Here is a 24299-nt window from a genome sequence, read left to right as displayed (position 1 = left end):
GAATAAATATTTTACATAACAATATTCTTGCAGCGCATAAGCCGCTTGAATTAAATTGGCGCCTTACTTAAAAGTTGGTGTTCATCAGACATCCGAGAGATGCGGCCGGAACCGCTGTCAACTTGAGTGACAGCCAGGACAGAGCCAGTGACGCCGAGAGCGGGGGAACATCCGCTCGCGCTGCTGCACCGTGATGGTGCAAACGATCGTCCAGCGCCGTATATAACCCGGAGACAGGTTGCAAGAAAGACAGATTTCGCAATTCTTTTTTAAACTTCTGGGAAACCACATGATCAAGATGTCCAAGATGCACAAGCGTTTGTGCGCCAAAAGCGCTGCTATGCTGGCACTGTCCGCTGCCTTGCCTATCGGCTCGGCTTATGCTGATGAAGTCGCTGCTGATACGACCCCTGCCGCCAGCCAGCTGGAAACCGTGACCGTGACGGCACAGCGCCGCAAGGAAAATATCCGCGACGTGCCCGTCTCCGTGTCGCTGCTGCGCGACGAGAAGCTCGACGTGCTCGTGTCCAGCGGCCAGGATATCCGCGTGCTGGCCGGCAAAGTGCCGAGCCTGAACGTGGAATCGTCGAATGGCCGCACCTTCCCCCGCTTCTACATCCGCGGCTACGGCAATACCGACTTCAACATCTTTGCATCGCAACCTGTTTCCCTGATTTACGACGATGTCGTGCAAGAAAATCCCATCCTCAAGGGCTATCCGATTTTTGACGTGGCTGGCGTGGAAGTACTGCGCGGCCCGCAAGGCACCTTGTTCGGCCGCAATACGCCGGCCGGCGTGGTCAAGTTCGAATCCGTCAAGCCGAAGCTGGACAAGGTTGAAGGCTATTACAACGTTTCCGCCGCTACGCACAACACGACCAACTTCGACGGCGCCGTCAACGTGCCGCTGAGCAAAGAATGGGCGCTGCGCTTCTCGACCCTGCGCCAGCACCGCGACGATTACGTCGACAACACATTTACGGGCCAGAAGAATGCGCTGGACGGCTACAACGAACATGCTGAACGCGTGCAATTGCTGTACGCACCGAACACCACGTTCAACGCCCTGTTCAATGTGCACCAGCGCAACACCACGGGCAGCGCGCGCGTTTTCTACGCCAACCTGATCAAGCAGGGCACGAACGACATCGTCGACGGTTTCGACCCGAACAAGTCGTTCACGAATGCGCCGAATTTCCAGCGTCTGCGCACCAACGGCGCCAGCGCCCGCCTGAGCTGGGACCTGGACGGCGTCAAGTTGTACTCGATCACCGGCTTTGAACAGGTAGGCAGTTACGTGTCGCATGGCGACATCGACGGCGGCACGCCGACGGGCCCCGGCTTCATTCCTTTCCAGGTTGAAACAGCCGGCGGCATCACCAGCGTGAAACAATACTCGCAGGAGTTCCGCGCCGAATCGAAAAATGCCGGTCCGCTGAACTGGCAGGCAGGCGTGTACTACTTCAACGAAGATGCCAACGGTTTCACCGACAACTTCGATACCGACACGCACGTGCTGACCACGCACCTGGCCAGCCGCCAGAAGAACTCGGCCTGGGCCACCTTCGGTTCCGTCAACTACGCCGTCAACGATGACTTCATGCTGCGTGCCGGTTTGCGCTACACCAAGGACAAGAAGGATTTCAACACGGTGGAAGCGACCAACATCGTGCAGGTCAACCCGACCAGCGCCGATGTCAGCAAAGCCAAGGTCAATTGGGACTTGAGCGGCACCTATAAATACAACAAGGACGTGAACTTCTACGCGCGTATCGCCACTGGTTTCCGCGCGCCAAGTATCGCCCCGGCCAGCGACAAGGTGTCCGTGACAGTTGCCGATGCGGAAACTATCACTTCGTACGAAGCCGGTATCAAGGCCGATTTGTTCAACCGCCGCGCCCGCGTCGCGTTCAGCGTGTATGACTACCAGGTGAAAAACCAGCAACTGACGGTGGTGGGCGGCACGTCGAACATCACGCGCCTGATCAATGCCGCCAAGACGAACGGCCGCGGCGCCGAGCTGGAACTGGAAGGCTTTGTCACGCCGAGCCTGAAGATGTCGCTGGGCGGCAGCTACAACTTCACGGAAATCAAGGACCCGAGCCTGTCGATCGCCACCTGCGCACAAACGCGTTGCACCGTGACGGACCCGCTGACCACCGGCAACCGTGCCATCATCGACGGCAATCCATTGCCGCAAGCGCCGAAGTGGACGATCACCGCCACGGGCCGTTATTCGATCCCGATGGAAAACGGCGAATTCTTCGTCTTCACAGATTGGGCTTACCGCAGCAAGATCAACTTCTTCCTGTATGAGGCAACCGAGTTCACCGGCAAGCCGATGGTCGAAGGCGGCTTGCGCGTGGGTTACACCTGGGATGCCGGCAAGTATGAAGTGGCCGCGTTCGGCCGCAACATCACCGACACCCAGCGTATCACGGGCGCCATCGACTTCAACAATCGCACGGGCTTCATCAATGAGCCACGTCAATTTGGCGTGCAATTCAAAGGCAACTTCTAAGAACACATAAGCAAACCTGCTGCGCGTCGTGATTTGCGGCCTGCGATGCTCACTGTGCTAAAGCACAGCTGCGCTTCTCGGCGGCAACTCACCGCCGCTCGCTACGGTTTTCTTAAGTGTTCGGTTCCAGGCGCCGGCCATGTGCTGGCGCCTGCATTGCTACCCGCCCGGCTCGCGCCGCGGCGGGTTTTTTTATGCGTGCCCGGGAAGGCGCGCCAGCCGCTGCGCCCAGGCGGGAATGGCTTGCCGCCAGAAATCTTCCACGTCGTCGGCGCGCACATCGAGACCGAGGAAGCGGGCCGCCGGCAGCAGCGCCGATGCCAGCAGTTCTGCCGCATCGGTGCCCGTATCGAAGGCGAGGGCGCCCGTCTGCTTCGACAGTTTCTCGCCGTTGTCATTGGTGACGACAGGCACGTGCAAGAAGCCGGGATGAGGCAAGCCCAGCACATCCTGCAGATACAGCTGGCGCGGCGTGGAGTCGAGCAAGTCCGCCCCACGCACCACCTGCGTGATGCCCTGTGCGCCATCGTCGACCACCACGGCCAGCTGATACGCCCAAAAGCCATCGCCGCGCAGCACGATGAAGTCACCCACTTCGCTGGCAAGGTCTTGCCGCTGCGGACCCGCCCAGCGGTCCGTAAAGCCGTACACGGCTTGCGGCCCCTGCGGCACGCGCAGCCGCCAGGCCCGCGCCGCCTTGCCCGGCGCCAGTCCATGGCGGCACGTGCCCGGATACACGGCGGCGCCACTCTTGGGCGCGCCCGCCTGCAGCACCGAATCCTGGATCTCCTTGCGCGAACAGCCGCACGCATACACGAGGCCATCGTCCTGCAACTGCTTCAGCGCCGCCTCGTACAGCGGCAGCCTGCGGCTCTGCCATGTCGCCTCGCCATCCCAGTGCATGCCGCAGCGCCGCAGGCTGGCCAGGATACCCAGATCGGCGCCCTCGACATTGCGGTCGTAGTCCAGGTCCTCGATACGCAGCAGCCATGTGCCCTGATGCACCTTGGCATCGAGATAACTGGCCATGGCGGCAACAAGCGAGCCCATGTGCAGGGGACCGGAGGGGGAGGGGGCGAAGCGGCCGATGTAGGGAGCGGTGGGGGAGTTCGGAGACGGCATGCTGTGAGTGTAGGCGGCGGTGACAGGCGCTGATGGTTTATTGCGTAGGATCGGTAGCTTGGCGACAGCGGCAAGTATCGTGCAGGGCGATGGGCAAGTCAAATCCTGGGTTGTTCCAGGTGCTGCCTAATTGATAATCAAGTGTGTAACGTTATCTTCAACATATGAAATTTCTTCATTGCAGTAATGCGGGTCATTCAGCTCTCGGAAATGTAAATCCTTGTCGAATTTCTTCGTTCTGAACTTGTTACTCAGCAGTGCTACAACGCTCCCCTCATCTGGCCAGTTTGAAGAATATATTGCTATCAATGCATTTTCAAAAGAAATTTCATTGAGAAGACATATTTTTAATCTTCGAGGTAGCTTCTTCAATAAATTCAGCCATTGTATCTCACTTGTTTTTGGGAAAAAAGTATCACTATTTTTTATGGATTCCATTATTCGTTGCTGCACTTTTATCGATTTATCTATATTGATATGTGATTCACAATTATCATTCATTTTCAATCGGATGGGTGATTTTCTGGCTATTTTGTACTGCAAGATTATGCATGATGAGGATGTTTTTATGTCATGTTGTACGATAACGCTTCCCCACGGAAATTGAAATACTATTTCTGATAACCCTTTCATTTTTCCGGGAATGCCAGACTTTCTTTGAATTTTTTTGACTAACGATGATTCACTCACGCCGTTGCCTACAGAATTATTTTCAAAGTAATGCATTATTACGTAATCTATTTCGGGGAAAATTTCTTTTACAATAATCAACTCGACAACGTAATCGCCCACCCATCCATTGATATCAAAAATATACATTCCAGCCCCTGTTGTTGTGGGTTTGGTGTGGAATGTATTGATAATTCTATTTATGAAATCGTTTGCTGGAGTTTTTTTCGATAATGCAATCTCTCCATTGACGAGCAGTAATCCATCAATGAAATAAAAAATATAGCCTGGGATTTCAAATTTTTTCATTCCGTTATGCGGAATTTTGAATGAGGCATCTCGTATGAATTATTACAGTGATTCAGCACGGTTGGTAGAGGCAAATATTGTTCCCCATCGGATCTTCGACGTTCAGAAAACTTGCGTAGGGAGCCTCTACGTAATTGACGAAAAAAGCAGTTTTTTCCAGTCGCTTCTTGAGCGTGTCAATATTGTTCGTTGGTAAAGTGAATAGATTGATCGTGCCACCTTTGCTAGGAAAAATCGCGCGACAGGCTTTCGCTGGCGGCCAGGCTGTTGGCCAGGAACTGGACGCCGGCAGGGCCGTCGCCATCCGGAAAGTGCAGGCGCAGCAGGCGCTGGCCCTGCATGTCGCCCACTAATGCCGTCCATGCCGCCGTCGTATCGGGGAACTGGCTCATCGTGCATCGCTTCACGTTAGGAATCGTTGGCCGACTGTAGCAATAGCGAACACAAGCGTTTTTGCGCGGCAACAAGATTCAATCGTTGAGTGAGGGCATCAATTGCATTTCGTAATGCATGTCATCGCGGTGGCGCGGCGTTGTTGCATCGCCGAGGAAACTGTTGCGGCCGAGGCCAGCTTGCCCGGTGGCCGTCAACGCCATTCCCCCCACATCGCTGGCGCGCAGCACCAGCACGATGTCGTAGCGCACGAGCGGCTGGCGGAACAGCGTCAGCATGTGCCGCAGCGCCGCGCTGGCCGGGGCGCGCGGCAGGAAGCCGGCGTGCTGTTCCGCGGTGAGCGGGCCGAGGCGCAGGCGTACGGCCAGGTCGGGCCGGCGGCAGCGCTCGCCGACGGTGGCGCGCTGGCCCAGCACGGCGTTTGCCATGCCCAGCGCCGTTTGTTCGCGCGGCGCCAGCACGTCCATGGCGCCCGTCGCCTCGTCGATATGGCAGGGCACGCCGAAGTGGTCGGCGAGAATGCGCGCCATGACGACGGACGAGATGTTGCGCTGCTGGAGCAAGCCGCTGTACAGGCCGGCGGCGGCCTCGTCCTGGCTTGGGCGGCATGCGGCCAGGGCCAGCAGGCGCGTCAGGAAGTCCCCGCTGTGGCCGGCTTGCTCGATGCGGTATTTTTGCCAGGCCAGGTAAAACAGGACAACGGCGCGGCTGGAAAACAGGTCGAGAAAAGCGCGCGGGCTATTCTCTCGTTCGCTGTACTGGTGCGCGGCAATGCGCTCCGAGTAGTGGCTGGGCAAGCAGCCCTGGCAACCCAGCAGGCCCATGAAGGCGGGCGTGATGTGGATATGGTGTACATGACCCGACAGCAGCGCTTGCAGCAAGGCATCGGCGTCGGCGATGCCGCTTGTCGTGAGCGTCTCGACCTGGCTGGCGGGAAAGCGCAGCGAGATGCTATTATCGAAGCGCATGACCTTCGCCAGCGCCGTGTGTTCATCGATGCCGTGTTCGGCCAGCCAGGCCAGCAGCAGGCGCAGCGCCTGGAAGCACTCGAAGCGCTGCGGCGCGTCGAGCAATTGCTGGATCACGCTGGCGTGGCGTCGGCGCTGCGTTCTGGGCATCGTAGGATTTCCTCGCCGCTGCGATGGGACAGCAGCGTCAGTTGGCTAAAGCAGTTGAGCTGGCTGTTCAGGGCGAAGTAGCGCTGCAGCACCTGGGCAAAAATAGAGATGCTGGTGCCGACGAAGGCTTGCTCGTCAATGCCCAGGCGGATGGCGATGCCGGGCATCAGGGTGGGAAACGGTACGGTTGGCATCCACGCGCGCGTGCTGCCGTGCTCGAGCGTGACGATGCCCTGGATCAGCCGTTGCGTGGTGGGCGAGCGGGGCAGGTCGTACAGGCTCAGCATTTTCTGGAAGTCGCCCAGGCCAGCCTGCGTCAGGCTCGAGTAATTGAGCGACAGGTGCGCAATCAGGCGCCAGTGCGTGTCCGCCGGGAAACGCATGCTGGGTGTGGGCTTGCGCAGGAAGCGCGCGGGGATGCCGTCGGGCACGTCCTCGGCCAGCAGGTCACCGCCGGGCAAGCCGTAGTGCAGTTGCGTGGGCAAGTCGCGGTTGCTGCACAGCAGCTGCGTCGAGACGGTGGCGCAGGCCGCGCTGCCTGGTGAAAACTGCGGGTCGATCAGGCTCAGGCGCATTTCATGGCCGGGGCTGATGGCGGCCACGGCTTCGTCGCGGCGCGCCAGCCAATACTGTCCCTGCTCTGCCTGAGAACCCTGCAGCGATGCATACAGCGGCAAGAAGGTGCTCAGGCGCTCGCCGGCCTCATCCTTGCGCACCACGGTGACGGCCTCGATGCTGTGGATGTCGTAGGCAAACGCATGCGTGGCATCGGCCACCAGCGCGTAGTCGGGCTCCGTGTGCGTGAGGCGGATCGGCACGCCGGACTTGGCAAACAGGTTGACGACGGGCGTGCAGCCGGGCAGCAGGTTGTCGCGGCTGACGCCGGACAGGAGCCGCGCCTCGTGGCTGTCGCTGCGCACGCCTTTGAGCGGCAGGTGCAAGGTGAACTGGCGGCACTGTTTCGGCAGCAAGGCGGCCAGCAGGGACCAGGCGACGTCGATGAAATGGAATTTTTCCGGGAAGGCGAAATACTCGGTCAGCAGGCGCAGGGCCGGGTGCGAGCGGGCGGAAACGGGGATCAGCGCATCGTCGTCGGCATAGCCGGCCGGCGCCAGCGGCGTGCCGTCGACGGCCAGCCACGGACTGTGTTCGTCCAGCGCCACATACGCGCCCGTGCTGCGCAGGAACAGGGCGTCGAGCAGGGCCGCGCGCACGGACGGTTCGCCATCGGCAAACAGGCGCAGGCTGGACAAGCCGGCCTGGTCCAGGCGGTAGTTGTCGCTGCTGCTGGTGAACTGAATGCTGAGCAGGGCGCTGGCACCGGCGGGCAGGCGCAGGCCGGGCGGCGCGTCGATGAGCGGCGAAAAATGCAGGCGAGAAATAGCCAGCGGCGCCAGGGTCACGTCATACGCGCTGGTGAATTTGCAGGCCACGCCCTGCACCGGCTGCGAGCGCAGCACGGTGCCGCGCGCCACATGCGCCACCTGGGCCAGCTGGCCGCCGCCCGGCGCTTCGTCTGCCGCGATACGCGCGATGGAGCACGAGGGAAAGGGCCGCAGATAGTGCGGGTATAAAGTTTCCAGCAGAGAATTGGTGAATTGCGGATAGGCGTCGTCGAGGCGCTTGGCGACCCTGGCCGTGAGCAGGGCGACGGACTGGATCAGGCGCTCGACGTGCGGGTCTTCGCACGTCTCGCCGGCGATCAGCAGGCGCCCGGCCGCCTTCGGATAGCGGCTGGAAAACTCGCGCGTGTACTGGCGGAACAGGCCCAGCTCACGCTCATAATACGGCAGCAGTTGTTCCACGGTCGCGCTCTCCGCCAGCAGGAAAGCTTCATGCTGGCATCAGGCGCGACGGTGGGTGTTGATGAGAAACAATGATTCTTAGAAATGGTATTCCGCGCGTATCATCGGCGTCTTTGCCGTCTGGCCCACGTTGCCCGTGGTGGCGGGCGAGTTGCCGAACTTGTTCTTCCAGTACTGGTATTCCAGGCCCACGCGGAAGGTGTTCTTGGCGCTGCCCAGGGCCGCGCCCACGTCGTACATCACTTGCATGTCGATATTTGTTTCCACGGCCGTGTCGCGCCCCACTTCATCTTTGCCTTTCGAGTCGATGAGGTTGAAGAACCCTTCGAACGAGAACAGCAGCGACAAGGGGATGGCCCAGGCGCCCGTCAGCATGGCGTGCGTTTTATACGTGTAGCGGCCCGTCACTTGCGAGATGGGCGGGAAGGCGCCGCTGGGGGCGTTGCTTTCGCGCAGCAACAGCAGGCTGGTGTTGAAGAAGCCGGGCACGTCCCACATCAGGGTCGGGCCGGCCACCAGCATGCGCTTGCGCGAGTTGTAGCCGACGTCATTCTTCGTGTTGACGTCGAAGCCCAGGGTCACGCCCACGCCGCGCACGGGGCCGAACTTGATGTCGCTGCCGCGCACCTTGCCGATGTCGATGGTGTTGCGGTACACCAGGTAGGCCTCTTGCGCGCCGGACGTTTTACCGAGTGCGCCGGGGTCCTTGCTGTCGGACATCAGGAAGTCCAGGTTGACGAAGTTGCTGCCGTATTTGTAGCCGCTGGCGTGCGTGATGGCAAAGATGTTTTTCTTGATGTCGTCCGGATTGAACGGCTCGCGGTAGTCATTGCCGGCGCGCCAGCTCAGCGCGGTATCGCTCCATTCGGCAGCCTGGGCGGTCGCGCCCACGCCGAGGGTGGTAGTGAGGCAGAGCAACAGACAAGGTAGGGTTTTTGGCACTTTCGGCTCCTGATGGCGGTGTTGGAAAACGGGAACTGGGATGGCTGGGCGCAGGGGTTGGCCCACTAGCGCATGAAGTGCTGCGATGGGATATTGCGCGCCGTTCAATCCATGATGCGAGAAGCGCCGCGTCGGGCGATATGTCTTATCTGCATACTTACTATCAGTTCTTGCATATAATCATCGCACCTTCTCGTCCTTGCGGGGCAAGGCGGCCGCTGTAAAGCTGATAATTTTTTTCAAAATTGTATACAGGTGTTGTTTTTTTGTGGAAATAGAAATGCGCGCCGCCACACCATCCCCCAAGCGCCGCGGATGCCGATACGATAGAGACAAGAGCTTGAATTTTTCCACCGGCGATGATGCCGGCGACCCCGCAGCGAGGCACGAAAAAAACAATGACGGCACGCCTGGAATTACACGACATCAGCAAGCGCTATCCGGCCGTGGTGGCCAATGACGGCATCGACCTCACCGTCGCGCCCGGACAAATTCACGCCGTGCTCGGCGAGAACGGCGCCGGCAAATCGACCTTGATGAAAATCATCTACGGCGCCGTGCAGCCCGATGGCGGCCGCATCGTGTGGAATGGCCGCGAGGTCGAGATCGCCAACCCGTCGGCCGCGCGCGCGCTGGGCATCGCCATGGTGTTCCAGCACTTTTCCCTGTTCGATACCTTGACGGTCACGGAAAACATCGCCCTCGGTTTGCCCGCCGGCACCAACATGGCGGAGCTGGCCCAGCGCATCGAAGACACTGCGCGCCAGTACGGCCTGGACCTGGAACCGCAGCGCCACGTGCACACGCTATCCGTCGGTGAATGCCAGCGCGTGGAAATCGTGCGCGCCTTGCTGGCCAAGCCGCAACTGCTGATCCTCGATGAACCGACGTCCGTGCTGACGCCGGGCGCCGTGGAAAAACTGTTTGGCACGTTGCGCCAGCTGGCGGCCGAAGGTTGCAGCATCCTGTACATCAGCCACAAGCTCGACGAGATCCGCGCCCTGTGCCATACGTGCACCGTGGTGCGCGCCGGCAAGAACGCGGGCGTGTGCGACCCTTCGCAAGAGTCGGCGGCCAGCCTGTCGCGCATGATGATCGGCGCGGAGCCGCCCGCCGTCACGCGCGTCGCGCGCGCGCCCGGCGCGGCCATGCTGAGCGTGCGGCAGCTGGATTTGCCGAAGAGCCATCCGTTCGCCACGCAATTGACGGACATCCATTTCGACGTGCGCGCAGGCGAGATTGTCGGCATCGCGGGCGTGTCCGGCAATGGCCAGCAGGAATTGCTGGCGGCCCTGTCGGGCGAGGACCTGCGCGCGGCGCCGGCCAGCATCGTGCTGAACGGCACGCCTGCCGGGCGCTTGCCGCCGGGACGCCGGCGCGCCCTCGGCTTCGGCTTCGTGCCGGAAGAGCGGCTGGGACGCGGCGCCGTGCCCGACATGGGGCTGGCCGACAACGTCTTATTGAGCTTGCAGACCCCCGCCACCATCCGCCACGGCTTCCTGCGCCGCAAGGTCATCGCGCAGCGGGCGGCCGCCATCATCGCCCGCTTCCAGGTGAAGGCGGGCGGGCCGCAGGCGCTGGCGCGCAGCCTGTCGGGAGGCAACTTGCAGAAATACATAGTCGGACGCGAAGTCATGCGCGAGCCCACGGTGCTGGTGGTTGCGCAGCCGACCTGGGGTGTGGACGTGGGCGCGGCCGCGCAAATCCGCGCCGAACTGCTGGCGCTGCGCGACGCGGGCTGTGCCTTGCTCATCGTGTCGGAGGAACTCGATGAATTGTTCGAGATCAGCGACCGCCTGCTGGTGATGGCAAAAGGAAAAATATCGCCGTCCCTGGACGTGGGCGAGGCCAGCGTCGATCTCGTGGGGCAATGGATGAGCGGGCTGTGGCCGCAGGAGGCTGCCCATGGCTAAGTTCGCCTTGCGCCTGGAAGTCCGTCCTGCATCGTCGCGCCTGATGTCGTGGCTGTCGCCCGTGCTGGCCGTGCTGCTGACCGTGCTGTGCGGCGCGCTGCTGTTTATGGCGCTGGGACATGATCCCTTGGCGGGCCTGGCCGTGTTCTTTGTCGAACCCTTGCGCGACGCGCACGGCTGGTCCGAGCTGGGCCTCAAGGTGGCGCCTTTGCTGCTGATCGCCGTGGGCCTGGCCATCTGCTTTCGCGCCAACATCTATAACATCGGCGCGGAAGGACAGCTGACCCTGGGCGCCATCTGCGGCGGCGCGGCGGCCCTGTACCTGGACACGGGCGACGGCGCGGGCGGCGCGGCCCTCATCGGCATTTCCCTGCTGGCCGGCATGGCGGGTGGCATGGCGTGGGCGGGCCTGGTGGCCTGGCTGCGCGACCGCTACAACGCCAGCGAAATCCTCGTCTCGCTGATGCTCGTCTACATCGCGCAATTGCTGCTCAGCTATCTCGTGTATGGCGTGCTGCGCGACCCGGAAGGGTTCAATTTTCCGCAATCGAAATTGCTGTCGGACGGCTTGCTGTTGCCGATGGTGATCAGCGATACGCGCTTGCACGTGGGTATCGTGTTTGCCCTGCTGGCCTCGCTGGGCGGCTGGCTGTATTTATCCAGAAGCATTGCGGGTTTTCGCCTGCGCGTGGGCGGCATGGCGCCGGCCGCCGCCCGCTATGCGGGCTTTTCCTCGCGCAAGACCTTGTGGTCGTCCTTGCTGATCTGCGGCGCCCTGTCCGGCCTGGCGGGCGCGTGCGAAGTGCTGGGACCGATGGGGCAGCTCACGCCCACCGTGTCGCCCGGCTACGGCTTTGCCGCCATCATCGTCGCCTTCGTGGGGCGGCTGCATCCCGTGGGCGTGATTTTTTCCAGCTTCGTCATGGCCCTGTTCTATATCGGCGGCGAACTGGCGCAATCGCGCCTCGGTTTGCCCAGCGCGATCACGGGCGTGTTCCAGGGCATCTTGCTGTTCGCCTTGCTCGCCTGCGACGTACTGATCCAATACAAATTGCGCTGGAGGAAACATGGATAACCTGGCCCTGACGATAGCGCCCTTGATCGCGGCCAGCATCAACGCGGGCACGCCGCTGATGCTCGCCGCGCTGGGGCTGCTCGTCAATGAAAAGGCGGGCGTGGTGAACCTGGGCGCGGAAGGCATGATGCTGGTGTCGGCCATCACGGGCTTTGCCGTGGCCGTCAACACGGGCAGCCCCACCCTGGGCTTTCTGGCAGGGGCGGGCGCCAGCATGGTCCTGTCGGGCTTCTTTGCCTGGCTGACCGTGTGGCTGGGCACGAACCAGTACGCGACGGGCCTGGCCTTGTCTCTGTTCGGCGCGGGTGCGTCCACGTACATCGGCTTGAAGTATGTGGGCAACAGCCTGCAGAACGGCCGCTTCGGCATCCCTGTATTGGAAGACATTCCCGTGCTGGGGCCGGCCCTGTTCCGCCAGCATCCGATGGTGTATCTGTCGCTCTTGCTGTGCGTGGCCATCGCCTGGTTTCTGTACCGCACGCGGGCAGGATTGGTGCTGCGCGCCGTGGGCGAGTCGCCAGCGTCCGCGCATGCGCTCGGCTATCCCGTGCGGCGCATCCGCCTGGCGGCCGTGCTGTTCGGCGGCGCCTGCTGCGGCCTGGCCGGCGCGTTTTTGTCGCTCGTGTACACGCCGCTGTGGGTCGAGGGCATGGTGGCGGGACGGGGCTGGATCGCACTGGCGCTGACCACCTTTGCCACCTGGCGCCCCGCGCGCGTGGTGGGCGGCGCCTATTTGTTCGGCGGCATCACGATATTGACGTTCCACGCGCAGGCGCTGGGCGTGCCCGTCGCGTCGCAGCTGCTGTCGATGCTGCCGTATTTGGCGGCCATCTTTGTGCTCGTGCTCATTTCCAGCAATGCCAATTACATCAAGCTCAACATGCCCGCTTCGCTGGGGAAAAATTTCAATCCCGGAAATTAATCACTCACCACAAGGAAAACCATGTCCAAGAAATTACTGTGCGCCGCCGTTTGCAGTGCCACGCTGATGTCCGCCATGCCTGCCATGGCCGCCGCGCCGGCCGCCGCTCCATTGAATGTCGGTTTCGTGTATATCAGCCCCATCGGCGACGCGGGCTGGACCACCCAGCACGATCAGGCGCGCAAGGAAATGGAAAAGGCGCTGGGTAACAAGATCAGCACCAGGTTTGTGGAAAACGTGCCGGAGAGCGCCGATGCGGAGCGCGTGATCCGCGACCTGGCGCAAACGGGCAGCAAGCTGGTCATCACGACTTCGTTCGGCTACATGAATCCCACCTTGAAAGTGGCGAAACAATTTCCTAATGTGAAGTTCATCCATCTGACTGGCTACAAGACGGCCGTCAACGTGGCCAACACGAATGCCCGTTTCTACGAAGGCCGCTACCTGGCCGGCGTATTGGCGGGCAAGATGAGCAAGACCCACGTGGCCGGTTATGTGGCGGCGTTTCCCATCCCGGAAGTGTTGCAGGGAGTGAACGCCTTCACGCGCGGCATGCGCAGCGTTGACCCGAAGGCGGAAGTGAAAGTGGTGTGGGTCAATAGCTGGTTCGACCCGGGCAAGGAACGCGACGCGGCCATCACCCTGATCGGCCAGGGCGCCGACGTGGTCACCCACCATACGGACTCGACCGCCGTGGTGCAGGCGGCGGAAGAGAAGGGCAAGTATGCGATCGCCTACCACTCGGACATGAAAAAGTACGGGCCGAAGGCGCAGCTGGCCGCCGTCACCCACCACTGGGGCGACTACTACACGAAGCAGGCGCAGGCCGTGCTGGACGGCACGTGGAAGTCCAGCAGCACCTGGGGCGGCATCAAGGATGGCATGGTCAAGCTGGAAGGCATCAATGCGGCCGTGCCCGCCGACGTGAAACAGTTTGTATTGGCGCGCGAGAAAGACTTGGTTGCTGGTAAGCTCAATCCTTTCAGCGCGCCGATCAAGGATAACGATGGCAAGGTGCGCCTGGACAAAGGCGTGCTCGACGATGCGGCGCTGACGAAGATGGATTATTTTGTCGAAGGCGTGGCAGGGAAAGTTTCCGGAAAGTAATAGGGTTGCGTATAAACTTGCTGTAATATTGCCGGAAACGGGAGCAGGGCCGGGGATACATGCGCGTTCCCGGCCCACCCACACAGCAGAGCCTAATAGGCCCGTACCGGAGATTGACCCATGGACAGACTGGAAGTATTCAAGATTATCGCGTTGCAAGCGAGCAAGGGCGAGCTGACGTTCCCCGCCAACGTCAAGGCCACCTTGAAGCTGCAGGAAGCGCTGGACGACCCCGATTGCCATATCGAAGCGGCCGCCCGCATGGTCATGGCCGAGCCGCTGCTGTCGGCGCGGGTCGTGGCATTGGCCAACTCGGCCGCCTACAACCGTTCCGGCAATGAAATTGCCAATGTGCGCGCAGCCGTTTCGCGCCTGGGCTTTGCCACCTTGAAATCGATGGTGGCGTCCGTCATCGTGCGCCAGCTGGGCAGCCAGATCACGGACCCGCAATTGCGCGCCAAGGCGGCCAGGCTGTGGGAACATACGGCCCACGTGGCCGCGCTGAGCCAGGTGATCGCCCGGAAAGTCACGCACGTGGACGTGGAAACGGCCATGTTCGCCGCCATCGTGCACGAGGTGGGCGGCTTTTATCTGCTGTCGCGCGCCGAGGAATATCCGGGCCTGCTCGACGACAATACCGAAGACTGGATCGAATACGGCGAAAAGCTGATCGGCCGCGGCGTGCTGCGCCAGCTGCAAGTGCCCGACATGGTCTTGCAGGCCGTGGAAGGCATGTGGCACGGCGGCAGCACGTTCCCGCCCCGCACCTTGGGCGCGACCCTGGTGCTGGCCAACGATCTGTCGCCCGTCGGCTCGCCCCTGCACCCGCCGGAAAGCGCCGCGCGGCGCCAGGCGGCGGCGAAGATCGATTTCGGTATCGGCGGCAGCACCCTGCATACGATACTCGAGGAATCGGCCGAAGAGATCGAATCGCTGGCGGCCGCCTTGCTCGTGTAATTTACTCGGCCATGACATCCCCGCCTTGCCGCGGGGATTTTTTTCGTCCGCATTTTGCCGCGCCTGCCCCATGGCATACAATCGCCGGCCCGGCTATCCGCCGGACTGAATGTCTCCTCTTATCCAAAGGATCTTATGCAGAAGCTGTTTTCTTCCCTGGCCTTGACCGCGCTGGCGTTTTCCGCCCAGGCCGCCACCGGTTTACCCGTGGTGCAGGAAGCGCCCTTGCGCGCCCACCTGGCCTTCCTGTCCAACGACTTATTGGAAGGCCGGGGCACGGGCCAGCGCGGCGCCGACCTGACGGTGGCTTATTTGGAAACCCAGGCGCAGATGGCCGGACTGCAACCCGTGCGCGGCAACAGCTACCGCCAGAGCGTGCGGATCGCCGGCGTGAAGTCGCTGCCTGCCGAAAGCAGCCTGCAGGCGGTGGCGGGCGGCAAGCCCGTGCCGCTGGCGTTCGGCCCCGACTGGGTGTGGGCCACGGGCGACTCCGTTGCCGCGCACACCTTCGACGCGCCGCTCGTGTTCGTCGGCTACGGCATCACGGCGCCGGAAGAGGGCTGGAACGATTTCAAGGGCGCCGATGTCAAAAACAAGATCGTCGTCATGATGGTCAACGACCCGCAGCCGACCGCGCTTGATCCGAACCGCTTCGCCGGCAAGGCGCTGACCTATTACGGCCGCTGGACCTACAAATTCGAGGAAGCCAGGCGCCAGGGCGCGGCGGGCGTATTGTTGATCCACACGAAACCGTCGGCCTCGTACGACTGGAGCGTCGTACAGAACAGCTGGAGCGGCAGCGAACGCTTCCAGTTGACGGACCGCACGGCCGGCACCCCGCTGCAGGGCTGGATCGCGGAAGACGCGGCGCGCCGGCTGTTTGCGGCGGGCGGCCAGGACTTGGACGCCTTGCGCGCCAAGGCGGAAAACAAGGATTTCCAGGCCGTCGCCTTGAACGCCAAGCTGTCGGGCGAGATGAAGTCCATCGTGCGCAAGGTGGAGCAATTCAATATCGCGGGCATGGTGCCGGGCACCGACCCGACATTGAAAGATGAAGCCGTCATCTACAGCGGCCACTGGGACCACCTGGGCAAGCAAGGTGACTCTGGAGACACGATCTACAACGGCGCCGTCGACAACGCTTCCGGCACGGCCGGCTTGCTGGCCATGGCGCAGGAAGCCGTCAAGAAACCGGCGAAGCGCACGCAGATATTCCTGTGGGTGGCGGCCGAGGAACAGGGGCTATTGGGCAGCGCCGCCTACGCGGCCGATCCGCTGTGGCCGCTGGACAAGACGGCCGCCGCGCTGAACCTTGACAGCCTGAACTTCGTGGGCGCCACGCATGACATCGGCGCGCAGGGCAGCGAGCGCACGGAGCTGGGGGCGATGGCGGCGGCAACGGCCAAAGCCATGGGCATGCACATTGCTGCCGCGCGTCCCGACCTGGCCGGCGGCTACTTCCGCAGCGACCATTTCAGCTTTGCCAAGGCGGGCGTGCCCGCGTTTTCCATCAATGGCGGACGCGAGTACATCAAGGACGTGGCCGCGTCGAAAGCCAAGGCGGCCGCCTACGGCCCCCGCTACCATCAGGTGACCGATGAGTACGACGCCAGCTGGGATCTGTCCGGCATGACGCAGCAGGCGCAATTCACCTTGAACCTGGGGCAAGCCGTGGCGAATGCGGCCAGAATGCCGGCCTGGAAGGCGGGCGATGCGTTCGGCAAGGCGCGCGGGCCGGCCGCGAAATAAGACGTGGTCTGTGCAAACAACGTTGTCGGATTACGCGCGGCCTCGCCGCGCCTCGGCGGTCCCGCTAATCCGACCTACGCCTGTTCGCTTGGAGCAAGTGCGTAGGTCGGGTTAGCGCGCCAGCGCGTAACCCGACAACATTGTTGGCACCGCAGCCCCGCAGCGCCGGATCAAGCCGCCCGTTCCAGCCTGCGCTGCGTATGCCGGTACTTGCTCCACACGATCAGCAGCAACAGCGGCATGGCGCCGCCCACCATGCACAGGGCGGGCCAGCCGCCGGCGGCAAAGCTGGCGCTGGCCAGGGCCGAGCCAGCCGAGGCGCCGATGAAGCCGCCCGCGATGAAGACGGTGGTGACCCGCGCCCGCGCATGCGGAGCCAGTTTATAGATGATGGACTGGTGCGTCACCTGCAAACCCATCACGCCCATGTCCAGCAGCACGATGCCGATCAACAGCAGCGCCAGCGAATGGGCGCCGAAGCCGATCAGGGCCCAGCCCGCGATCGAGGCGACGGCCAGCAGCCACGTGGCCTGGCGCGCATAGCCGCGGTCGGCCATGCGGCCGGCCGTGTTGGCGGCAAAGGCGCCTGTGGCGCCGGCCAGGCCGAACAGGCCGATCTGCATTTCCGAATAGTGGTACGGCGCGCCGCTGAGCAGGAAGGTCAGGCCCGTCCAGAACACGCTGAAGGTGCCCAGGCCCAGGCCCGAGAACAGGGCGCGCTGGCGCAGCAACGGTTCCTGGCGGATGATGTCGGCCAGGGAAGCCATCAGCTTGCCGTATTGCAGCGTGCCACGCGGCGCCTCGTTGGGCAGGATGCGGCGCAGCATGACGAGCAGGGCGGCCACGACGATGGCGGCCAGCACGTAGACGGTGCGCCAGCCACCGCTGATCTGCGACACGGTGCCGGAGACGGTACGCGCGAGCAAGATGCCCAACAACAAGCCAGTCATGACGGTGCCCACCATGCGGCCCCGGCTGTGATCGGGCGCATACGACGCCACCATGGCCGTGACCACCATCAAGGCGCTGGCCGTGATCCCCATCAAGACGCTGGCGATGGCAAAGACGATGATATTCTGGCTCGTGGCGGCCAGCAGCAGGGCACCGATCTTGGCGATCAGCATCCACGTCAGCAATTGGCGGCGGTTCAGCACGTCACTGAGGGGGACCAAAAACACGATGCCCAGCACATAGCCGATCTGCGTGGCCGTGACCAGGTAGCCCGCTTGCGGCACGCTCACGCCAAACGAGGCGGCCAGCATGGACGTGAGCGGCTGCACATAGTACAGGCTGGCGACGAGCACGCCGGCGGACAGGGCGAACAACAGGATGCGGGTGGAGCTCAGCAGGGCGCTGGCATCGAGGGAAGAGGGGGCGGCGGGAACAGCTGGTTTCATGCGATACAACTTTCTTGGAATGACGCTTTTGGATGAGCATGATAGCGGGGCTGCGCATTTCTTGCCGGGCAGGGCCGATTTTGCGGCTGGGTGGTGAGCAAAAAAATCCCGGCGATCGTTGCCGACGGCCGGGAAAAGGGTATTTGGGGAAATACCGAGGGGAGACAGTGAAGTTACTACGCGCGCGCCAGCTCCGCATGCACTTGCGCCGTGATTTCATACGAGCGCAGCCGGTGCTGGTGCTCGAAGATCTGCGAGGTGATCATCAGTTCGTCGGCGCCCGTTTCGGCGATGAAGGCGGCCATCTTCGCCTTCACCGTGTCCGGCGCGCCGATGGCCGTGCAGGACAGGACGGAATCGAGCATGGCGCGTTCCTGCGGGCCCAGTTGCTCCAGGTAGCCGGGCACGGGCGGTTGCAGACGCGACGGACGGCCCGTGCGCAGGTTGACGAAGGCTTGCTGCATCGACGTGGCGCGCAGGTGCGCCTCGGCATCCGTATCGGCGGCAAAGACGTTAAAGCCCAGCATCACGTACGGTTTCGCCAACTGCTTCGATGGCTTGAAGTGTTCGCGGTAATAGGCCACGGCTTGCATCATCATTTGCGGCGCGAAGTGCGAGGCGAACGCATACGGCAAGCCCAGGTGGGCGGCCAGCTGGGCGCCGAACAGGCTGGACCCGAGTATCCACACGGGCACTTTCGCGCCCTTGCCGGGCACGGCCAGCACGCGCTGGCGCGGCTCGTCGGACATATAGTCGATCAGTTCCAGCACGTCCTGCGGAAACTGTTCCGCGTCGGACTGCAGGTCGCGGCGCAGGGCGCGCGCCGTCGTCTGGTCGGAGCCGGGCGCGCGGCCCAGGCCCAAGTCGATGCGGCCTGGGTGCAGCGCTTCCAGCGTGCCGAACTGTTCCGCGATGACGAGCGGCGAGTGGTTCGGCAGCATCACGCCGCCCGCGCCCACGCGGATGGTCTTGGTGCCGGCCGCCACATGGGCGATGACGACGGCCGTGGCGGCGCTGGCGATACCGGGCATGCCGTGGTGTTCGGCCAGCCAGTAGCGGTTATAGCCCCAGCGTTCGCCGTGCTGCGCCAGGTCCAGCGTGTTCTTGAACGACTGGCTGGCGTTGCTGCCTTCGGCGATGGGCGCGAGGTCGAGTATGGAAAATGGAATCATGGTAGCGATATCGGGACGTGGTGGAAAATCACAATGGACGATTTGTCTATCCCCTGACGACAACAGGGTCGGCCTTGAAAGCGGCAGGGATGACAGGCTGTGCACATGATAATGCGAATCGGGAATTTGCGTACTGATCGGTAAAAAACTCGTGTCGATTGGAAATTCATGACAGCAGTGCTAGAGTGGGCCTCCCCACTTCACGCGCCCCGCCATGTTCAAGAAATCCCTGCTGTTGTCCCTGCTTGGCCTGCTGCTGCAGCCTTCCGTTCACGCCGCTCCCGTCAGCCCGCAGGCGCAGGAGACGGCCCGCTACGCGCTGGCCACCTATCCCGAACCGCTGATCGCCAGCCTGGCGAAGATGATCAGTTTCAACACGGTGGCCGACCCGGCCGTGCCGTTTGCCGACAATCCCCAGCACACGGGTTTTAAACGCTACCTGGCGGCCGAGGCGCAGCGCCTCGGTTTCGATTTCCACGATCATGGCCATGTACTGGTGATCGGCATGGGCAAGGGCAGCGAGCGCGTGGGCGTGATCACGCACGGCGACGTGCAGCCTGTGAATCCGGCCAAATGGGCCCGCTCGCCGTTCGAGCTGGACCGTACCAGCGAACCGGGCAAACTGCTGGGACGGGGCACGGAAGACGACAAGGGTCCCATCGCCACGGCCCTGTATGCGATGAAGGCCATCCAGGATAAACAGGTGCCGCTGAGCAAGCGCATCGAGCTGTACGTCTACATGGCCGAGGAGTCGGACTGGGAACCGCTGAAACAGTTCCTCAAGACCCACACGCCGCCGCAAGTGAACATCACCATCGATGCGGAATACCCGGTGGTGACGGCCGAGAAGGGTTACGGCTCCATCAAGCTGACCTTGCCGCCGCGCACGGCACTGCCGGCCGATGGCGGTCCCATGCTGAAGAGCCTGACGGGCGGCTTTTTCGGCAGCCAGATTCCGGAAGACGCACAAGCCGTCATCGAGCGCGCGCCGGCCGCGCTGGAAGCGGCCATCCGCGCCCGCGCGCAGCAGCAGAAGGGCATGCGCTACAGCTACGCGCGCGATGGCGGCACCTTGACGGTGACGGCGCTGGGCGTGTCGGCCCACTCGTCGAAGCCGGAAGACGGCGTCAACGCCATCGGCATGCTGGCCGATGCGCTGGCCGTGCAGCCGTGGCAGGGCACGCAGGCGGCCGACATGTTGTCGTTCCTGAATGAGCTGGTGGGTACCGGTATTTACGGCGAGCGCTTCGGCCAGATCGCCTACCGCGACGGTTTCATGGGCCCGATGACGGTGGCGCCTACCGTGCTCAAGCAACAAGGCGGAGAACTGGAACTCAATATCAACCTGCGCCGTCCGCAAGGCAAGACGGCGGCCGTGCTGCAGCAGCAGGTGACGGCCGCCTTCGATGGCTGGAAGGCGCGGCGCCAGGTGCCGGCCGCGCTGCAGGTGCAGATCGGCGAGCCGTGGCTGCAGACGGACGCGCCGCAGATTCCCACTTTATTATCCGTCTTTGAACACTACACGGGCATGGCGCATCCGCAACCGGTCGCCATCGGCGGCGGCACCAATTCGCGCCTGTTCCCGAATGCCGTCAGCTTCGGCCCGGCCATGCCGCATACGGTGTACACGGGCCATTCCGAGCATGAGTTCATCACGGAAAAACAACTGCTGCTGAACTTGCAGATGTACACGGCCGTGCTGATTGAACTGGCGAAATAAACGCCTGCGCCGGAACTTTTCTCGCCAGTGCCAGTCTTAAGAATTCGTGTCTTAAGAATGCGAAACATCATGTATTGCAAGCAACTTGCCAAGCCCGACGGGCGCCAGCTGACCCTGTACAGCCGGCGTCCCATCGTCGTCGCCGGCGTTGCACCGAGTCCCTTCCCCGAGCCGCAGGAGGCCAATCCGCACTTGCGCTGGCATCCCTTGCGCGGCGAATGGGTGGCGTATGCGGCTTACCGCCAGGGCCGCCCCTTCCTGCCGCCGGCCCGGTACAACCCGCTGGCGCCCACGCGCGATCCCGCGCAGCCGACGGAATTGCCTGCCGGCGACTACGATATCGCCGTCTTCGACAACCGCTTTCCCACCCTGGCGCCGCACGCCCATGATCCGCCCGACTTGACGGTCGCCACGGCGCCCGCCCGCGGCCATTGCGAAGTGGTGGTGTTCGCGCAGGATGCCGGCGCCTCGCTGGGCACGCTGGCGCCCGGCCACATCGCCTTGTTGCTGCAGGTGTGGGGGGAGCGCACGGCACAGCTGGCCAGCCGGCCAGGCATCGCGTACGTGCTGCCGTTCGAGAACCGCGGCGCGGCAGTGGGCGTGACCCTGCACCATCCGCATGGCCAGATCTACGCCTACCCCTTTGTGCCGCCCGTGCCGGCGCGCATGCTGGAGCAGGAACACGCATATTTCGCCAGCCATGGCCAGGCCCTGCTGGTGGACATGGCGCGGCGCGAAGCCGATGGCGGCGCGCGCCTGCTGTACCTGGGACCGGAGGCGATCGCCTTTGTGCCCGCCTGCGCCCGCTATCCGTATGAAGCGTGGGTGATGCCGCTGCGGCAGACGAACAGCTTCGCGGCCTTGTCGGCATTGCAGCGCGACGACCTGGCGCGCGCCCTCAAGACCGTGCTGCTGAAATACGACGGCTTGTGGCAGCGCGCCATGCCTTATCTGATGGCCTGGTACCAGGCGCCGCCGGACGGCCGCGCGCATCCGGAAACGCAGCTGCACGCACAGTTTTATCCGCCGTACCGCACGCGCGAACGGCTCAAATATCTGGCCGGCACCGAGCTGGCCGCCGGCATGTACGCCATGGATGCCCTGCCCGAGGAATCGGCGCGGCAGCTGCAGCAAGTGCGCGTGGCATGGGAAATGGCAGAGGAAATCGCATGAACTGGAATGTCGAACTGGAAATTGCGCACAAACTGGCGCAGATGCGTGGCTGGCTGGAACAGGAAAAGGCCGGCGCGTTGCGCCTGCGCGGCGTGGACTGGTTCGCCTGGGCCACGGCCGGCGCGTCGGGCAGCACCTGCCAGACGGCCGAGTGCGGCTGTGCCGAGGTGCTCGTCACGCGCGATGCGGCCTACATCCTGACCGATGCGGCCGAGGCGCAGCGGCTGCGCCAGGAAGAGGTGCGCGGCTGCTGGACCTGGCAAGTGACGCCGTGGATGCAGCCCCGGCTGGCCGAATTGCGCGAGCATTTCGTGCAGCATGCGGCGCAGGGGCGGCCCGTGCTGTGCGACCGGCCCGGGCTGCACGAGCGCTGCCTGCCCGTCGCCCTGCGCGAGGAGCGCCTGCCCTTGCTGGCGCCGGAACAGGCGCGCTACCGCGAAGTGGGCCGGCTGGCCTCCGCTGCCGCCAGCGAGGCGCTGCGCGCCGCGCGGCCCGATTGGAGCGAGCAGGAGCTGGCCGGCGCCTGCGCCCGCGCCCTGTGGTCGCGCGGCCTGCATGCCGTGTACGTGCTGGCGGCCGGCGCCGAGCGCTTCGAGCGCTACCGGCGCGCGCCGCCCGCCGCGTCGCCGCTGGGCGAACGGGCCGTGCTGGCGCTGTGCGCGCAAGGTTTCGGCCTGTGCGCCAGCCTGAGCCGCCAGCGCCGTTTCCGTCCCGCGCGCGACGGCATCGGCGAAGCCGACGCGGCCATCCTGGCGCTGGAAGCGGTGGCGCTCGATGCCTGCGTGGCGGGGCATGCGCTGAGCATGGTGTATCACGCGCTCGACAGCGCCTATGCCTATGCGGGGCAGCCCGATACGGTGCAGGAATTCCGGCAGGGCGGCATCGCCGGCTACCGCGCGCCCGAGGTGGCCGCCGGCGCGCATACGGAAATCGCCCTGAAGGACGGCATGGCCGTGGCCTTCCATCCCAGCCTGCCCGGCAGCATGGTGGAAGACACTTTCCTGCTCAGCGGCGGGCGCCTGCACAACCTGACTTGCGATCCCGACTGGCCGGCGGCAACGGTGCAGGGACGGCGGCGTCCGCTGACCCTGGAAGTGCAATGATCACCCCCGACGCGTATTTCGGCGCCGTCCCCGTGGTGGCGGCCTCGGCGCCCGGACGGGTCAACCTGCTGGGCGAGCATACGGACTACAACGATGGCTACATGCTGCCGTGCGCCACGCCGCAGCGCACGCGGGTGATGCTGGCGCTGGCCGCCGACGGGCACCACCAGTTCTATTCCGCCACCCTTGACGAACTCGTGCGTTTCGAGCGCCAGAGCGCCGCACCGCCCGGCTTTGGCCGCTACCTGGAAGGCTGCATACGCCTGCTCGAGGAGCGCGGCGTCGCGGTGCCGGCCGTGCGCGGCCATATCGATTCGGACGTGCCGCCGGGCGCCGGCCTGTCGAGCAGCGCCGCGCTGGAGATCGCCATGCTGCGCGCGCTGCGCCAGTTGCTGGGACTGCAGATCGATGACGTGTCGCTGGCGCTGATGGGGCAGCAGGCGGAAATCCGCTACGCGCAGGTCAATTGCGGCGTGATGGACCAGATGGCATGCAGCCTGGCGGACGAACATCACATGCTGCTGCTCGACGCACGCACCCTGCGCCATGAACTGCTGGCGCTGCCCCATGACAGCGAGGTGCTGGTCATCGACAGCGGCGTGCCGCGCACTCTGGCCGGCAGCGCCTACAACGTGCGGCGCGCCGAGTGCGAACAGGCGGCGCGCCTGCTGGGCGTGGCGGCACTGCGCGACGTGCGCGAGCCGTCCGTGGTGGAAGGCTTGCCCGAGCCGTACCGCCGCCGCGCGCGCCACGTGGTCAGCGAAAACCTGCGCGTGCTGCAGGCTTGCGGCCAGCATGGTCCCGTGCGCTTCGGCCAGCTGATGGCGCAGTCGCACGCCAGCCTGCGCGACGATTACGAGGTATCGCTGCCGGTGCTCGATGCGCTGGTGGCGCTGCTGTCGGCGCAGTCGGCCGTGTACGGCGCGCGCCTGACGGGCGCCGGTTTTGGCGGCGCTTGCGTGGCCCTGTGCCGCAAGCAATGCGCGGCCAGCGCGGGGCGTACGGTGGTACAGCGCTTTAACGCTTTGGGACGCCACGCACGCATGCTGGTTCCGCTCGACTGAGCATGGTTTGATCCTGCTCATGCATCACCGCCCAAGCCCCATACGGCGGAACTTGCCCCATGCCGCAT

General features: G+C 63.6%; 19 protein-coding genes. 11 read left to right on the top strand and 8 right to left on the bottom strand.

Annotated features, from left to right (window positions below):
• Positions 1-289: 289 nt before the first annotated feature.
• Positions 290-2521: a TonB-dependent receptor gene (locus AC1Q6X_RS08765; protein WP_070218161.1), complete on the top strand. Its 2232-nt coding sequence runs from the start codon at positions 290-292 to the stop codon at positions 2519-2521.
• 192 nt (positions 2522-2713) lie between these two features.
• Here the strand turns inward: AC1Q6X_RS08765 and gluQRS are convergent, their stop codons facing one another.
• The 6 genes from gluQRS to AC1Q6X_RS08735 all read right to left on the bottom strand — a co-directional run bounded on the left by gluQRS (position 2714) and on the right by AC1Q6X_RS08735 (position 8828).
• Positions 2714-3643, bottom strand: a complete 930-nt coding sequence (gluQRS, locus tag AC1Q6X_RS08760; protein WP_492496448.1) for a tRNA glutamyl-Q(34) synthetase GluQRS — start codon at positions 3641-3643, stop codon at positions 2714-2716.
• A 126-nt stretch (positions 3644-3769) separates the two neighbouring features.
• Complete coding sequence (locus tag AC1Q6X_RS08755) at positions 3770-4621, bottom strand: hypothetical protein (protein WP_492496446.1); 852 nt, start codon at positions 4619-4621, stop codon at positions 3770-3772.
• A 224-nt stretch (positions 4622-4845) separates the two neighbouring features.
• Positions 4846-5013 (bottom strand): hypothetical protein, encoded by a 168-nt coding sequence (locus AC1Q6X_RS08750; RefSeq protein ID WP_492496444.1) that lies wholly within the window; start codon positions 5011-5013, stop codon positions 4846-4848.
• A gap of 78 nt (positions 5014-5091) precedes the next feature.
• The gene (gene tssG, locus AC1Q6X_RS08745; RefSeq protein ID WP_070310060.1) at positions 5092-6132 is read right to left on the bottom strand and encodes a type VI secretion system baseplate subunit TssG; all 1041 of its coding nucleotides are present in this window, start codon (positions 6130-6132) and stop codon (positions 5092-5094) included.
• Positions 6096-7937, bottom strand: coding sequence for a type VI secretion system baseplate subunit TssF (gene tssF / locus AC1Q6X_RS08740; RefSeq protein WP_492496442.1), 1842 nt, complete (start codon positions 7935-7937; stop codon positions 6096-6098). The genes tssG and tssF overlap by 37 nt, the downstream gene beginning before the upstream one ends.
• Before the next feature lie 78 nt (positions 7938-8015).
• Positions 8016-8828, bottom strand: a complete 813-nt coding sequence (locus AC1Q6X_RS08735; RefSeq protein ID WP_492496538.1) for an outer envelope protein — start codon at positions 8826-8828, stop codon at positions 8016-8018.
• 449 nt (positions 8829-9277) lie between these two features.
• Here AC1Q6X_RS08735 and AC1Q6X_RS08730 point away from each other — a divergent pair, with 449 nt between their 5' ends.
• The 6 genes from AC1Q6X_RS08730 to AC1Q6X_RS08705 all read left to right on the top strand — a co-directional run bounded on the left by AC1Q6X_RS08730 (position 9278) and on the right by AC1Q6X_RS08705 (position 16602).
• Positions 9278-10792, top strand: coding sequence for an ABC transporter ATP-binding protein (locus AC1Q6X_RS08730; protein WP_492496440.1), 1515 nt, complete (start codon positions 9278-9280; stop codon positions 10790-10792).
• Positions 10785-11867 carry an ABC transporter permease gene (locus AC1Q6X_RS08725; protein ID WP_492496438.1) on the top strand — a complete coding sequence of 361 codons (1083 nt, stop codon included), beginning with the start codon at positions 10785-10787 and terminating at the stop codon, positions 11865-11867. Before AC1Q6X_RS08730 ends, AC1Q6X_RS08725 begins: the two co-directional genes overlap by 8 nt.
• The gene (locus AC1Q6X_RS08720) at positions 11860-12789 is read left to right on the top strand and encodes an ABC transporter permease (protein ID WP_492496436.1); all 930 of its coding nucleotides are present in this window, start codon (positions 11860-11862) and stop codon (positions 12787-12789) included. Before AC1Q6X_RS08725 ends, AC1Q6X_RS08720 begins: the two co-directional genes overlap by 8 nt.
• 21 nt (positions 12790-12810) lie before the next feature.
• The gene (locus AC1Q6X_RS08715; RefSeq protein ID WP_070218150.1) at positions 12811-13896 is read left to right on the top strand and encodes a BMP family ABC transporter substrate-binding protein; all 1086 of its coding nucleotides are present in this window, start codon (positions 12811-12813) and stop codon (positions 13894-13896) included.
• 120 nt (positions 13897-14016) lie between these two features.
• Positions 14017-14853, top strand: coding sequence for an HDOD domain-containing protein (locus tag AC1Q6X_RS08710; RefSeq protein ID WP_070218149.1), 837 nt, complete (start codon positions 14017-14019; stop codon positions 14851-14853).
• A gap of 135 nt (positions 14854-14988) precedes the next feature.
• Positions 14989-16602: a M28 family peptidase gene (locus AC1Q6X_RS08705; protein ID WP_492496433.1), complete on the top strand. Its 1614-nt coding sequence runs from the start codon at positions 14989-14991 to the stop codon at positions 16600-16602.
• Between the two features lie 170 nt (positions 16603-16772).
• Here the strand turns inward: AC1Q6X_RS08705 and AC1Q6X_RS08700 are convergent, their stop codons facing one another.
• Both AC1Q6X_RS08700 and AC1Q6X_RS08695 read right to left on the bottom strand, forming a co-directional pair.
• Positions 16773-17999 (bottom strand): MFS transporter, encoded by a 1227-nt coding sequence (locus AC1Q6X_RS08700; RefSeq protein WP_492496431.1) that lies wholly within the window; start codon positions 17997-17999, stop codon positions 16773-16775.
• A 176-nt stretch (positions 18000-18175) separates the two neighbouring features.
• Positions 18176-19171 (bottom strand): LLM class flavin-dependent oxidoreductase, encoded by a 996-nt coding sequence (locus AC1Q6X_RS08695; RefSeq protein ID WP_492496430.1) that lies wholly within the window; start codon positions 19169-19171, stop codon positions 18176-18178.
• Positions 19172-19385: 214 nt separating this feature from the next.
• Here AC1Q6X_RS08695 and AC1Q6X_RS08690 point away from each other — a divergent pair, with 214 nt between their 5' ends.
• From AC1Q6X_RS08690 to galK, 4 genes are all read left to right on the top strand, one after another.
• Positions 19386-20891 carry a dipeptidase gene (locus tag AC1Q6X_RS08690; protein WP_492496428.1) on the top strand — a complete coding sequence of 502 codons (1506 nt, stop codon included), beginning with the start codon at positions 19386-19388 and terminating at the stop codon, positions 20889-20891.
• Positions 20892-20960: 69 nt separating this feature from the next.
• Entirely contained in the window at positions 20961-22064 is a 1104-nt protein-coding gene (gene galT, locus AC1Q6X_RS08685) for a galactose-1-phosphate uridylyltransferase (protein ID WP_492496426.1), read from the top strand.
• Positions 22061-23167 (top strand): M24 family metallopeptidase, encoded by a 1107-nt coding sequence (locus tag AC1Q6X_RS08680; RefSeq protein WP_070218144.1) that lies wholly within the window; start codon positions 22061-22063, stop codon positions 23165-23167. The genes galT and AC1Q6X_RS08680 overlap by 4 nt, the downstream gene beginning before the upstream one ends.
• Entirely contained in the window at positions 23164-24231 is a 1068-nt protein-coding gene (gene galK, locus AC1Q6X_RS08675; RefSeq protein ID WP_070218143.1) for a galactokinase, read from the top strand. Before AC1Q6X_RS08680 ends, galK begins: the two co-directional genes overlap by 4 nt.
• Positions 24232-24299: the final 68 nt, after the last annotated feature.

Source organism: Janthinobacterium sp. GW823-FHT06H09, assembly GCF_058794735.1.
This window is presented reverse-complemented; position numbering and strand designations above follow the sequence as displayed.

What these genes read in the sequence shown, in the direction of transcription:
- AC1Q6X_RS08680 (WP_070218144.1), top strand. Translation starts at nt 22,061, where the DNA reads ATGAACTGGAATGTCGAACTGGAAATTGCGCACAAACTGGCGCAGATG.
- AC1Q6X_RS08715 (WP_070218150.1), top strand. Translation starts at nt 12,811, where the DNA reads ATGTCCAAGAAATTACTGTGCGCCGCCGTTTGCAGTGCCACGCTGATG.
- AC1Q6X_RS08700 (WP_492496431.1), bottom strand. Translation starts at nt 17,999, where the DNA reads ATGAAACCAGCTGTTCCCGCCGCCCCCTCTTCCCTCGATGCCAGCGCC.
- AC1Q6X_RS08725 (WP_492496438.1), top strand. Translation starts at nt 10,785, where the DNA reads ATGGCTAAGTTCGCCTTGCGCCTGGAAGTCCGTCCTGCATCGTCGCGC.
- AC1Q6X_RS08765 (WP_070218161.1), top strand. Translation starts at nt 290, where the DNA reads ATGATCAAGATGTCCAAGATGCACAAGCGTTTGTGCGCCAAAAGCGCT.
- AC1Q6X_RS08690 (WP_492496428.1), top strand. Translation starts at nt 19,386, where the DNA reads ATGTTCAAGAAATCCCTGCTGTTGTCCCTGCTTGGCCTGCTGCTGCAG.
- AC1Q6X_RS08730 (WP_492496440.1), top strand. Translation starts at nt 9,278, where the DNA reads ATGACGGCACGCCTGGAATTACACGACATCAGCAAGCGCTATCCGGCC.
- AC1Q6X_RS08695 (WP_492496430.1), bottom strand. Translation starts at nt 19,171, where the DNA reads ATGATTCCATTTTCCATACTCGACCTCGCGCCCATCGCCGAAGGCAGC.
- AC1Q6X_RS08750 (WP_492496444.1), bottom strand. Translation starts at nt 5,013, where the DNA reads ATGAGCCAGTTCCCCGATACGACGGCGGCATGGACGGCATTAGTGGGC.
- galT (WP_492496426.1), top strand. Translation starts at nt 20,961, where the DNA reads ATGTATTGCAAGCAACTTGCCAAGCCCGACGGGCGCCAGCTGACCCTG.
- AC1Q6X_RS08705 (WP_492496433.1), top strand. Translation starts at nt 14,989, where the DNA reads ATGCAGAAGCTGTTTTCTTCCCTGGCCTTGACCGCGCTGGCGTTTTCC.
- AC1Q6X_RS08720 (WP_492496436.1), top strand. Translation starts at nt 11,860, where the DNA reads ATGGATAACCTGGCCCTGACGATAGCGCCCTTGATCGCGGCCAGCATC.
- gluQRS (WP_492496448.1), bottom strand. Translation starts at nt 3,643, where the DNA reads ATGCCGTCTCCGAACTCCCCCACCGCTCCCTACATCGGCCGCTTCGCC.
- AC1Q6X_RS08755 (WP_492496446.1), bottom strand. Translation starts at nt 4,621, where the DNA reads ATGAAAAAATTTGAAATCCCAGGCTATATTTTTTATTTCATTGATGGA.
- galK (WP_070218143.1), top strand. Translation starts at nt 23,164, where the DNA reads ATGATCACCCCCGACGCGTATTTCGGCGCCGTCCCCGTGGTGGCGGCC.
- AC1Q6X_RS08710 (WP_070218149.1), top strand. Translation starts at nt 14,017, where the DNA reads ATGGACAGACTGGAAGTATTCAAGATTATCGCGTTGCAAGCGAGCAAG.
- tssG (WP_070310060.1), bottom strand. Translation starts at nt 6,132, where the DNA reads ATGCCCAGAACGCAGCGCCGACGCCACGCCAGCGTGATCCAGCAATTG.